The following is a 12,104-nucleotide window of genomic DNA, read 5'->3' as shown; positions in this document are numbered from 1 at the left end:
GCTCGAGGTCGTGCGAACCGGCGCGATCGTCGTGCTGTTCTTCCTGTACGGCGCGCGCATGCCCACGCACGAGGTGCTGCGCGGCCTGCGCAACTGGCGCCTGCAGGGCTCGATGCTCGCCGCGACGTACGTCGTGTTCCCCGTGCTCGGCCTCGCGGCGCAGCTCGTGCCCGACGCGTTCCTCGCGCCCGAGCTGCAGACCGGGCTGCTGTACCTGTCGCTGCTGCCGTCGACCGTGCAGGCGTCGATCGTGTTCACGTCGCTCGCGCGCGGCAACGTCGCGGGCGCCATCACGGGCGCCACGATCTCCAACGTCGTCGGCGTCCTGCTCACGCCGCTGCTCGTCACGCTGCTCCTGGGCGCGACGACGGGCGGTCTCGACGCCGGCTCGGTGCGCGGGGTCGTGCTGCAGATCCTGCTGCCGTTCGTCGCGGGCCAGCTCGTCGAGCGGTGGCTCGGGCCGTGGCTGCGCGCGCGACCGCTGCTCACGCGCGTGTGCGACCGGCTCGTCATCCTGCTCGTCGCGTACACGTCGGTGAGCGAGGCGCAGGCCACCGGCGCGTGGGACCACGTGACCCTCGCGGCGCTCGGTGCGCTCGTCGTCGTGTGCTCCGTGCTGCTCGCGGCGATGCTGGCGCTCACGTGGTGGAGCGGCGCGCGGATCGGACTGGACCGCGGGGACCGCATCGCGCTGCTCATGTGCGGGTCGAAGAAGAGCCTCGCGACCGGCCTGCCCATGGCCGCGGTGCTGTTCTCGCCCGTCGTGGCGGCCAGCGTCGCGCTGCCGGTGATCGTGTTCCACCAGATCCAGCTCGCGACGTGCGCCGTGGTCGCCCGGCGGCTCGGCGCGGTCGGGTAGCGTGCCGCCTGACGACTCGCCCGGCTCGGTCAGCCGCTGCCCGTGCGGGTCGGCGCACCACCGTCCGCGCGGCTGCGCCACGCGATCGCACTCAGGGAGCACCGTGACCCAGCTCGGGATCGTCCCCCGTCCCGCACGTTGTGAGACCCAGGACGGGGCGGCCTTCGTCGTCGGTGAGTCCACGACCGTCGTCGTCGACCCGCGTCCGGACCTGATCGCCCACGGCGTGCTCGCTGCGGACCTCCTGGGCCGCGTGACCGGACAGGCGATCGAGGTCCGCTACAGCGACGAGGCGCGCGGCGCGCGCGACGTGATCCGGTTGCGGATCGTCGCCGACGACCCGGGGCTCCTCGAGGGCGACGAGGCGTACCGGCTCGTCGTGACGCCCCAGCGCGTCGAGGCCGTCGCGCGCACGTCCGAGGGGCTCACGCACGCCGTGGTCACGCTGCGGCAGGTCCTCGAGCACAACGGCGACGGCTCGTGGCGCGCGCCCTGCGTCCGCATCGACGACGCGCCGCGGTTCGGCTGGCGCGGCCTGTCCGTCGACGTCGCCCGGCACTTCCTGCCCGTCGACTCGCTCAAGGTCGTCATCGGGCTCATGGCGCACTACAAGCTCAACGTGCTGCACCTGCACCTCACCGACGACCAGGGCTGGCGCCTGCACGTCCCGTCCCGCCCGCACCTGGCGCGCAAGTCGTCCGGCACGTCGGTCGGCGGCGACCCGGGCGGTTACTACACGCCCACCGACTTCGGCGACCTCGTGCAGTACGCCGCCGTGCGCGGCATCACGGTCGTCCCCGAGATCGACGTCCCCGGTCACGTCAACGCCGCGACCCATGCGTACGGCGAGCTCACGCCCGACGGCGTCCCCACGGACGCGTACACGGGCATCGAGGTCGGCTTCTCGCGGCTGTACGCGGACCTGCCGGCGACCTCCGAGTTCCTGCGCGCGGTGTTCGACGACGTCGCGACCATGACGCCGGGCGAGTACGTGCACATCGGCGGCGACGAGGTCCTGACCATGGACCACGACGAGTATGCGCGGCTCGTCGCGCAGGCTGCCGCTGCCGTGCGCGCGGCCGGCAAGAAGGTCGTCGGCTGGCAGGAGATCGCGACGACCCCGCTCGAGCCCGGGACGGTCGTGCAGTACTGGGACACGCGCGTCGAGGCCGCCCCGTTCGTCGCGGCCGCCCACGCCGGCGCGAAGCTCCTCATGTCGCCCGGGTCCAAGGCGTACCTCGACATGAAGTACGACGAGCACACCGAGCTGGGCCTCGAGTGGGCCGGGCACATCGAGCTGCGTGACGCCTACGAGTGGGAGCCCACGACGCTGATCGACGGCGTGCCCGCGGACGCCGTGATCGGCGTCGAGGCCGCCGTGTGGACCGAGACCATCCGCGACCTGGACGGGCTCACGACCATGCTGCTGCCGCGCCTCGCGGCCGTCGCCGAGGTCGCGTGGACCGCTCCCGAGCGCCGCGACTGGGAGGACTTCCGCACGCGCGTCGCCCACCACAGCGACCTGTGGAACCGCATCGGTCTGCGCTGGTACGCCAGCCCCCAGGTCGACTGGCGCTCCGCTCCCCGCCGGTAGGTTCGGCCGCGCCACGCGTGGAGCCGGCTAGACCCACTGGCGCATCCAGATGTGCTGGTGCCAGAAGTCGTACGGGACCACCCAGCCCGCCCAGATCGGGTAGAAGTAGACGCCCACCGCGACGACGATCCCCAGGAACACCCCGACACCGATGATCGCGCCGCGCCGGGCGCGGTCGGGCAGCGTGGGCGGACCGACGATGAGCGTCAGGACGTACACGAGCGTGAGCACCACCCAGGGCGTGAACGCGATCGCGTAGAAGTCGAAGATCGTGCGGCTTGCGAAGAAGAACCAGGGCACCCAGCCCGCGAGCAGCCCGGACAGCACCGCGCCGGCGACCCAGTCGCGGTACCGGATCAGCCAGAAGATCGCGACGAGGATCGCGGCCGCCCCCGCCCACCACAGGATGGGGTTGCCGACGGCGAGGATCGCCTGCGCGCAGTGGTCCGTGCCGCACGCGTCCTGCGCCTCGGCGCCGGTCAGGTTCGCCACGTCGCCCCAGTAGAACGACGTGGGCCGCCACTGCACGATCCAGCCCAGCGGGTGCGCCTCGTACGTGTGGGGCGTGTCGAGGCCCTTGTGGAAGTTCCACATCTGGACGTGGAAGTCGGCCAGCGAGCGCAGCGGCCCCGGCAGCCACGTCAGACCCTCGCCCGGGTGCTCGGCCGCCCAGTTGCGGCCCCACGACTGCGGGTGCGTGAACCACGACCACCACGTGGCGACGTAGACGACGAACGCCGTGCCCACCATGACCACGCCGGCAACCAGGGCGTCCTTGACGAGCGCCCCGACCGCCCACCTCCGGACACCGACCGTCCGGCGTGCGGTGGCGTCCCACATCACCGTGAGCAGCCCGAACACCGCGAGGAAGTAGAGGCCGGACCACTTGGTGCCGATCGCGAGCCCGAGCAGCACCGCGGCGGCCACGCGCCACCATCGCATGCCGAGCGACGGGCCCCAGCCGAGGTCACCGCCCGCGGCGAGCACGTCCGCGGTGCGTTCCGCGAGGCGTCGTCGTGCCTGCTCACGGTCGAGCAGGAGCGCGCCGAACGCCGCGAGCGCGAAGAACATGAGGAACGGGTCCAGGAGCGACGTGCGCGACATGACGATCGCGAGGCCGTCCACCGCGAGCAGCCCGCCCGCGACCGCGCCCCACGCGTTCGACGCGAACAGCCGTCGCGCGATCCGCACCATGAGCAGCACGCTCAGCGTGCCGAACAGCGCGACCGCGAGCCGCCACGAGAACGACGACTCCATGCCGCCGCCGACCTTCATGCCCAGCCCGATCAGCCACTTGCCGACCTGCGGGTGGACGAAGTACTCGGGGCGGGTGCCGACCATCGAGTCGTCACCCGACTCGAAGCCGGGGTTGGGGTCCTCGCCCCAGTCCGCCTCGTAGCCGCGCGTGACGAGCGCCCAGCCGTCCTTGACGTAGTACGTCTCGTCGAAGACGAGCGAGTGCGGCGATCCCAGGTTCCAGAACCGCAGGATCCCCGCGAAGACGGTGATCGCGAGCGTCCACGCCCAGCCGATCAGCCGGTTGCGGCGCGTCGCGTCCAGGGCGAGCGACGCGCGACCGAGCAGGCGCTCGAGCAGCTCGTCCTTGTCCGGGGGCGACGGGGGTGCCACGGGCTCGGCGGGGTACGGCAGGACGGCCGTCGTGGAGGGCCAGCCCGCTGCCGCAGCGGTTGCGGCGCGCTCGTCGGCGCGCCGCACGTCGTCGTCGGACATGGCGTACGGCGACTGGTCGCTGCCCGGCGGGGGCGTGGCCCGCCCCTCGTCGACCGTCCGCGCAGCGCCGGTCGCGCGCGCGGGTGGCCCTTCGGGACCGCCCAGGGCGGGGTCGACGGCGTCGTCATGCGTGTGCGGCACGCGGACATGGTACGGGCGCGACCAGTTCGTGGGGACTCGTCCGTCTCCGGATCGTCGCACTCGTCGCACCCCCGGTCGCTCGCGCGTGCGCGGCTGCGCGCGGGCCGGGTGCGGGTGCAGCGGCGCGCCGCCGTCGTCCGGGCGCGGCGATGGCAGGCTGGGGGGATGGACGTGGACGCCTCGACCGGCCGGCTGGTGCTCGCGGCGACCCCCATCGGCAACGTCGACGACGCCTCCGTGCGCCTGCGCGAGCTGCTGGCGACCGCCGACGTCGTCGCCGCCGAGGACACGCGTCGCCTGCGGGCGCTCGTCGGGCGCCTCGGGATCGAGGTGCGCGGTCGCGTGGTCTCGTACCACGAGCACAACGAGGCGGAGCGCGCGGGAGACCTCCTGGACGTCGTCGCGGGTGGCGGGACGGTCGTGGTGGTGACGGACGCGGGGATGCCCGCGGTCTCCGACCCGGGGTTCCGTGTCGTGACCGCCGCTGTGCAGGCCGGGCTGCCCGTCACGGCCGCGCCCGGGCCGAGCGCCGTGCTCACCGCCCTGGCGCTGTCGGGGCTGCCGACCGACCGGTTCTGCTTCGAGGGCTTCGCGCCGCGCAAGCCGGGGGAGCGCGCGCGGACGCTCGCGGCGCTGGCCGACGAGCGCCGGACGATGGTCTTCTTCGAGGCGCCGCACCGTGTCGGGGCGCTGCTGGCGGCGATGGCGGAGGCGTTCGGCGAGGACCGGCCCGCTGCGGTGTGCCGCGAGCTGACCAAGACGTACGAGGAGATCCGCCGGGGCTCGCTCGGCGAGCTCGTGGCCTGGGCGGCGGGGGAGGTGCGGGGAGAGATCGTGGTGGTCGTCGGCGGCGCGACCCGGCCCGCGGGTGGCGGTGACCTGACCTCGCTGGTCGCGCAGGTCCGCGCCCGCGTCGACGCGGGTGAGCGCCTCAAGGACGCCGCGCGTGCGGTGGCCACCGCCGCCGGCCTGCCCACCCGCACCCTCTACGACGCCTCCCTCCCCGCCGCTCACTCGCGCCCTGCCCCCTGACCTCCCCGGTGGAGGCAGGGATGACGGCAGCAGACGTGCGCGGCTGACGCATCGCCGCTGCATTCATCGCTGCATTCATCGCTGCATCGAACCTGCGGACGCCAGGAGCGCGTCGCCGAGGCTGAGCCGTGGTGTCGCAGGTGAGGGCGTGCGAGGCTGGGACGACGGAGTGAGGGCGTCGAGCCAGGAGGGCGTGATGGACCAGGAGCGTCGGGCGTTGCTCGTCGTGGATGTGCAGCCGACGTTCTGCGAGGGCGGTGCGCTCCCGGTCGCGGGCGGCAACGCCGTGGCCGAGGCGATCGCGCGCTACGCCGCCGCGCGGCGCGACCGGTACGACGTCGTCGTCACCACGCAGGACTGGCACATCGACCCGGGCGCGCACTTCTCCGAGCACCCCGACTTCGTCGACACCTGGCCGCCGCACGGCGTGGCGGGCACCGCCGAGGCCGAGCTGCACCCGGCGCTCGCCGAGCTCGGTCCGGACGCGAGCGTGCGCAAGGGTCAGTACGCGGCGGCCTACTCGGGGTTCGAGGGCGTGGACGGGCAGGGCCGGGCGCTCGCGGCGATCCTGCGCGACGAGCGGGTGACGGACGTGGACGTCGTCGGGATCGCCGAGTCCCACTGCGTGCGCGCGACCGCGCTCGACGCGCATGCCGAGGGCCTGCGCACCCGCGTGCTGACCGACCTGACCGTGCCGGTGACGCCCGAGCTGGGCGCAGCGGCGCGCGACGACCTGCGTGCGGCGGGCGTCGTGCTCGTCGACAGCGTCTCGGCGTTCGACGACGTCACCGACTGAGGCCCGAGATGCGGCCCGTCCCTCCGGCACCGACGCAGCCCGCACACCACCGACCCAGCGCTCGCGCAGCCGAGCCCTCCACGTCGCCTGGGCCATCGCCGGCTCGCGCGGCGGCTCGGCGGCGACCCAGCGGTGACTCCGGACTCGCCGGGCGTGAGCCGGAGCGGTCGCTGCGTCGCTCCGGACCTGAGCGACGAGCCAGCAGCTGCTCCGGGCATGGCGGCGGGGGGCCGGAGCGGTCGCTGGGTCGGGCGAGGGGTGAGCGGCGTGGCCGCGGTGGTCTCGGGGGCGGGCGGTGGCGCGGTGTCGTCGGGGTGGTGATGGTCGCGGGCGTCGTGGCGGGGTGCACCTCCGGGACGACGAGCGCGTCCGGCGGCCGACCGTCGGCAGGGGAGTCGGCGCCGTCCGGCGCGCCCTCGGGGCCGGACACGGTCGAGGTGTCGGTGAGCACGCTGGCGACCGGGCTCGACGTGCCGTGGGGCCTGGCGCCGCTCGACGACGGAAGCGTGCTCGTGACGCTGCGGGACGCCGCGCGGCTCGTCGTCGTGACGCCGGACGGTGCGGTCCGGGACGTCGCGGGACCGGGAGCGGACCAGCTCGAGGACGTCGTCCAGCCGCAGGGCGAGGGCGGGCTCCTGGGCGTCGCGGTGCTGGGGGAGTCCGACGAGGGGATCGACCTGGCGCTGTACGCGACGGCGGCCGGCGACAACCGCGTGCTGCGCGGCACGCTGCGCGACCGCAGGCTCGGCGAGCTCACGGCCGTGCTCACGGGCATCCCCGCGGCGCGCAACCACGACGGCGGTCGTCTCGCCGTCGGGCCGGACGGATTCCTCTACGTGAGCACGGGCGACGCGGGTGACGTCGCGCGAGCGCAGGACCCAGCGGATCTCGGCGGGAAGATCCTGCGGGTCACGGCAGACGGCCGGCCGGCCCCGGGCAACCCCGACCCCGACTCGCCCGTGTGGAGCCTCGGGCATCGCAACGTGCAGGGCCTGGGGTGGGTGAGCGACGGGCGGATGTTCGCCTCGGAGTTCGGGCAGAACACGTTCGACGAGGTCAACGTCATCCACCCGGGCGGCAACTACGGCTGGCCCGAGGTGGAGGGCGAGGGCGGGGCCGACGAGGGGTTCGTCGACCCGGTGGCCGTGTGGGCCACCGCGGACGCCTCGCCGAGCGGCCTCGCGGTGACCGACGAGGCCGTCTACGTCGCGGGACTGCGCGGCGAGCGGCTCTGGCGCGTGCCGCTGAGGCCCGCGGGCGCGACCGACGCCGACGGGGTGGGCGAGCCGCAGGCGCTCCTGACCGGCGAGCACGGCCGGCTGCGCGCGGTCGCCGTGGCCGCCGACGGGTCGCTCCTGGTGGCGACGAACAACACCGACGGGCGCGGCGACCCGCGTCCCGGCGACGACCGGATCCTGCGGGTCGTCGTGCGCTGACGCGCGCACGGCCGTCCGTCGAGAGCGCACGCGTGGTCGGGGCGCCGACGGTGGCCCGAGGTGCGTCGAGCGCGCCGTGAGTGCGTGACTCCTGGTTGTCCACAGGCTCCGCGCGGGGCTCGGCCGCGTCCGGCTACCGTCACGACACCTTCCGGACGAGCAGGGGGTTGTGATGGACGGGTACGAGGTCGACACGGATCGATGGCGGGACCACGCGCGACGCGTCGACGCGCACGGCCAGGACGTGGCGGGGATCGCGGGCCGCGCCCGCGCGATGGCGGCGGACCGTCTCGCGTACGGCGTCGTCCTGGCGCCGCTGGGGGTGCGGATGTCGCTGGTGCAGGGGGCCGCCGCAGGCGCGATCGACGGGCTGTCGGGGGTGCTCGCCGTCGCCGCGGACGCCGGGCGTGCGGGGGCGGCGGTCAGCGACGCGGTCGACGACCTCGTGGCTGCCACGTTCCGCAAGGCGCTGCGATGAGCGGCGTGGTGGTCGTGCCGACTCCCGTGGTGCCGTCCGAGTCGGCGTGGTCGGGCGCCGGCGCGATCGACGACCTCGTGAGCTGCTCACGGGCGCTCGACAGCGGGGCGTGGATCGACGGGGCGCTGTCCGGGCTCGCGCTCGGTGCGGGGGTCGCCGGCGCGGCGTTCGACCCGCTCGGTGCGGCGGTGAGCTGGGGGGCCGGCTGGCTGCTCGACCACGTCGCACCGCTCAAGGGCATGCTCGACGCTTTCGCGGGTGATGCGGACGTGGTCGCCGCCTACGCCGCGACGTGGGGCTCGATCAGCGGGGCGCTCGACGACGTCGCCGCGCGCTACCGCAGCGACGTGGGCCAGGACACCGCGGGCATGCGCGGGCCGGCGGTGACGGCCTACGTCGGCGCGAGCGCGGTCCTGACCTCGACCACCGAGGCGCTCGCGGCAGCGGCCGGGGCTGTCGGCGCCGCCGTCGGGGTCTGCGCGCAGATCGTGCGCGCCGTGCACGACCTGATCCGCGACACGCTCGCAGAGATCATCGCGTGCTTCGTCGCGTCGGTGTGCGGACCGGTGGCCGCCGCTGCCCGCGCGGCGCGGCTCGCGATCAAGGCGGCCGAGCACATCAGCCCGCTGGTCGACGCGGTCGCGCGCACCGTGCGCGCGCTGCTGGGCCTCGCGGACGACGTGCTGGACGCGTTCATCCGCACCAGCCGGCGCCTCCTGGAGCACGAGGGAGCGATCGACACGGGGCGCGCGGTCGCGACCAGGACCGACATGATCGGCTACTTCACGACGATCATCGCCCCTTTCGTGCCGCCCGCGGCTGACCCGGCCGCGCGGCCCGCATCGCCCTAGGGTGGAGACGTGAGCGGCCCGGACGCGCGCGAAGGCCTCGTGGACCAGGTCCGTGAGGCCGCCGAGTCGCGGGTGGACGTGGTGGTCGTCGGCCTGCCCGGGTCGGGTCGCACGCGGCTGCTCGGCCAGGTGCGAGACGTCGTCGCAGACGTCGGGTTCGACGTGGTGAGGATCGACGCCGTGCGCGGGGAGGGTCGTCCGCTCGAGTCCCTCGCGCTGGCGGGCCTGCTGTCCGGACCTGCCGCACCGAGCGCGCTCGCGGCGGCCTCGGACCAGCTCGTGCAGCGTGTGGCCGCCCGGCGCACCGTCCTTCTCGTCGACGACGCCGAGCGGCTCGACGAGACCTCGGCGGCCGTCCTCGCGGCGGTGCGTACGCGTGCCGACGTGAGCGTCGTGGCGACGTCCCGCCCGCCGGTGCCGGGCACGCGCGTCGTGGACGTGGCCGTGGGTGTCGGGGACACCGCACTGCTGACGGTGCCCCCGCTCGCGTTCGAGGACGTCCACCGCATGACGGTCGAGCTGCTGCCGGGTGGCGTGGACGTCGACGTGGTCGGCCGGGTCTTCGCGCTCTCGGGCGGGTTGCCGGGGATCGCGCGGACGGTCGTCGTCGCGGCCCGGCGTGCGGGACGGGTCGTGCCGGAGGGCGGACGCTGGGTCGCGCGGCAGGACCTCGTGACGCCGGCCCTCGCGGTCGTCGTCGGTCGACTGCAGGAAGGGCTGGACGAGGCGGGTCGCGAGGCCCTGCACCTGCTCGCGGCGCTCGGGCCCACCGAGCTCGCAGCGGCGCTGCAGCTCGTGCCCTGGCCCGTGCTCGTGCAGCTGGACGACCACGGTCTCCTGCGCTTCGTCGAGACCGAGGGGCGGCTCGTCGTCGCGCTGTTCCCGCCGCTGCTCACGGACCACCTGCGGAACGCTGACCGCGGAGCCCGTGGCCGGCGCGCAGCGGAGCAGATCAGCGCGGCGTTCGGCCGGAGCACGGATGTCGCGGGTGGGCGTCGGGCTGTGCTCGGCTCGCCGCTGCGGTGGTCCACGTCGCCTGAGTCGGCGGCGGTGCTCGGGCGTCTGCTACGCGAGCAGTCGCGGACGAACCTGCTGGTGCGCCGGCACGCGTGGGAGCGCGAGCCGACGGGCAGGTCGACCGTGATGTACCTCGACGCGCTGCTCGGCGACGGCGCACCTGCCGAGACGATCGAGATGGTGCTGGCCCAGTCGCGCGAGCTGGCGCAACCCTCGGACGCGCCGCTGCAGGCCCTCGTGCTCACCTGGGAGGCGACGTACCGTGCGCTCGTCCTGCGGGACGCGCCGGCGGCCGTCCGCCTCCTCGCCGTGGCGCGACGCGCGCACCCCGAGCAGAGCGCGTTGTTCGACGCGACGCAGGAGCACCTGCGTCTGCTGGGTGTCGACGACTCGGGAGCGTTCCCGCCACCGAGCGACGACGGCAGTGACCTGGTCGGCCGGCTCGACCCCGCGAGCGCGTCGTCGAGCTCGGCGGACGCGCAGGTCGAGACGGTCGTCGCGCTGATCGGTGGTGAGCACCTGATAGCCGCGGGCCGGATGGCCGACGCAGCGACGGCGCTGGCGCGGCTCGCGCTGCCGACGACCTCGCCGCGACGCGACGGCGAGGCGCTGGGGCCGCTGGCGCGTGTGTGCACGGGAGCGCTGGACGAGGGCACGTCCACGGCGATGCGGCTGTTCGACGAGGCCCAGGGCGGCCTCGACCAGGCGGAGATCGAGCCGCACGGCTACACCGTTGCGCTCGGCCTGCTGCTCGCGGGCCGGCTCACGGACCTGCGTGAGCACCTGACGATCATGTTCGCGCTCAACGCGCCGTCGCCGTTGCGCCCGCAGCCGCGCGCGGGCCTGCTCGCCCTGGGGGCCTTCCTCTCGCTCGCCGAGGACAACCTGCCGGCCGCGCGCAGCATGACCGAGCAGCTCGAGGCGCTCGACCTGCGGGCCCTGCCCTTCCCCATCGCCCGGCCGGGCCCGGCGCACGCCGCGCTCGCGCTCGCGTCCGGCCTCCCCCCGGAGCAGGCCGCAGCTCCGGCGTGGCGAGCGGTCGCTGGGCTCGTCGACGAGGGCTGGGCGCTCGCCGCGGTGTTCGACGCGGCGCTGCTCGCGGACCTGCACGTCGACCCCGCGGTCGCGGCGCGCGCGGCAGCGCTCGCGCAGGACGCCCAAGGGTCGCTGCTGCCGCTGCTCGGTCGCTACCTCGAGGCCGCGGCCGCGGGCTCGGCGACCGCACTGCTGCAGGTGGCGGACGATCTGCGGGCCGGCGGGTTGCTGCTGCACGCGACCCTCGCGCACGCGAGTGCCGTGCGCGTGCTGCGCCGCTCAGGCCCGCCCGGTGACGCGGTGCACGAGGCCGCGCGGCTGACGGAGCTCGTCGCGGGGTCCGGTCAGGAGCTGGCTCTCCTGGTGCCGTCGGCGGCGCCCACGGCGGACCTCACGCCGCGCGAGCTCGAGGTCGCTCGCCTCGTGGCAGCCGGGCTGACGAACAGGGAGGCGGCCGAGCGCCTCGTCGTGAGCGACCGCACGATCGACAACCACCTGTACCGCATCTACCGCAAGCTCGGCGTGACGTCGCGCGAGGACCTCGCCCGCCTCGTCTGACGGCTCCGGACCGGTCCCGCCCGCCTGCCGGCTCCCGAGCGATCCCGGTGCACGACGGCGGGCACCGGCGCACCCGCCAGGCGCGCCCCGGGTGCTCACGCGCGTGCTGGGCGCTGCTCACGCGCGCCTGACCGTGGCTGAGCACCCCGTGCGCCGGACGTGCGATGGAGGCACACGCGGCCGAGGGGGCCGCCACGGCACGCACGGACGGTCACGATGCACGGGGGTCAGGTCGAGACGAGGACGAGCGAGCGCACGCGCACGAGCGTGCCGCCCGACCGCCTCGTCGTGCTGGTCCCCGCGCACGACGAGGCGGACGCGATCGGCGGGACGCTCGCGGCGCTGGCGGAGCAGACGGGCGCCCCGCAGCGGGTCGTCGTGATCGCCGACAACTGCACCGACGACACAGCCGACGTGGCGCGCAGGCACGGCGCCGAGGTCGTCGAGACCGTCGCCAACACGGCGCGGAAGGCCGGCGCGCTCGACCAGGCGCTGGTCCGGCTGCGCACCTCACCGGCGCAGTACGTCCTCGTCGTCGATGCGGACACGCGCCTGGCGCCCGCGTTCGTCGAGACG

10 protein-coding genes are annotated in these 12,104 nt (G+C 74.9%); 9 read left to right on the top strand and 1 reads right to left on the bottom strand.

Annotation, left to right across the window (positions count from 1 at the left end; translation table 11 throughout):
- Both CWIS_RS05390 and CWIS_RS05385 read left to right on the top strand, forming a co-directional pair.
- On the top strand, positions 1 to 859 hold an 859-nt coding region (locus tag CWIS_RS05390), incomplete at its 5' end, for a bile acid:sodium symporter family protein (protein WP_048342226.1).
- A 103-nt stretch (positions 860 to 962) separates the two neighbouring features.
- On the top strand, positions 963 to 2,453 hold the full coding sequence (locus CWIS_RS05385; protein ID WP_048342225.1) for a family 20 glycosylhydrolase: 1,491 nt from the start codon (positions 963 to 965) through the stop codon (positions 2,451 to 2,453).
- A 27-nt stretch (positions 2,454 to 2,480) separates the two neighbouring features.
- Here CWIS_RS05385 and CWIS_RS05380 read toward each other — a convergent pair whose 3' ends face one another.
- On the bottom strand, positions 2,481 to 4,325 hold the full coding sequence (locus tag CWIS_RS05380) for a dolichyl-phosphate-mannose--protein mannosyltransferase (RefSeq protein ID WP_231583672.1): 1,845 nt from the start codon (positions 4,323 to 4,325) through the stop codon (positions 2,481 to 2,483).
- 165 nt (positions 4,326 to 4,490) lie between these two features.
- Here CWIS_RS05380 and rsmI point away from each other — a divergent pair, with 165 nt between their 5' ends.
- From rsmI to CWIS_RS17470, 7 genes are all read left to right on the top strand, one after another.
- Positions 4,491 to 5,357, top strand: coding sequence for a 16S rRNA (cytidine(1402)-2'-O)-methyltransferase (rsmI, locus tag CWIS_RS05375; protein WP_048342224.1), 867 nt, complete (start codon positions 4,491 to 4,493; stop codon positions 5,355 to 5,357).
- Positions 5,358 to 5,553: 196 nt separating this feature from the next.
- Positions 5,554 to 6,153, top strand: a complete 600-nt coding sequence (locus CWIS_RS05370; protein ID WP_048342223.1) for an isochorismatase family protein — start codon at positions 5,554 to 5,556, stop codon at positions 6,151 to 6,153.
- A 443-nt stretch (positions 6,154 to 6,596) separates the two neighbouring features.
- Complete coding sequence (locus CWIS_RS05365) at positions 6,597 to 7,589, top strand: sorbosone dehydrogenase family protein (RefSeq protein ID WP_307722642.1); 993 nt, start codon at positions 6,597 to 6,599, stop codon at positions 7,587 to 7,589.
- A gap of 172 nt (positions 7,590 to 7,761) precedes the next feature.
- Entirely contained in the window at positions 7,762 to 8,067 is a 306-nt protein-coding gene (locus CWIS_RS05360; protein WP_048342222.1) for a hypothetical protein, read from the top strand.
- Positions 8,064 to 8,918 carry a hypothetical protein gene (locus CWIS_RS17475; RefSeq protein ID WP_053071565.1) on the top strand — a complete coding sequence of 285 codons (855 nt, stop codon included), beginning with the start codon at positions 8,064 to 8,066 and terminating at the stop codon, positions 8,916 to 8,918. The genes CWIS_RS05360 and CWIS_RS17475 overlap by 4 nt, the downstream gene beginning before the upstream one ends.
- 9 nt (positions 8,919 to 8,927) lie before the next feature.
- A complete protein-coding gene (locus CWIS_RS05350) occupies positions 8,928 to 11,528 on the top strand; it encodes a LuxR C-terminal-related transcriptional regulator (protein WP_156186560.1) in 2,601 nt (866 codons plus the stop codon).
- Between the two features lie 216 nt (positions 11,529 to 11,744).
- Positions 11,745 to 12,104, top strand: a 360-nt coding sequence (locus CWIS_RS17470) for a glycosyltransferase (RefSeq protein ID WP_156186561.1), incomplete at its 3' end; no start/stop codon positions are given.

The sequence above is a fragment of the Cellulomonas sp. A375-1 genome (assembly GCF_001040865.1).
GTDB lineage: Bacteria > Actinomycetota > Actinomycetes > Actinomycetales > Cellulomonadaceae > Cellulomonas > Cellulomonas gelida.
Note: the sequence above shows the minus strand (reverse complement) of the source record. Positions and strands in the feature narration are given on the sequence as shown.

Coding starts and splice junctions, on each gene's coding strand:
- rsmI (WP_048342224.1), top strand. CDS start 4,491: ATGGACGTGGACGCCTCGACCGGCCGGCTGGTGCTCGCGGCGACCCCC.
- CWIS_RS05370 (WP_048342223.1), top strand. CDS start 5,554: ATGGACCAGGAGCGTCGGGCGTTGCTCGTCGTGGATGTGCAGCCGACG.
- CWIS_RS05360 (WP_048342222.1), top strand. CDS start 7,762: ATGGACGGGTACGAGGTCGACACGGATCGATGGCGGGACCACGCGCGA.
- CWIS_RS17475 (WP_053071565.1), top strand. CDS start 8,064: ATGAGCGGCGTGGTGGTCGTGCCGACTCCCGTGGTGCCGTCCGAGTCG.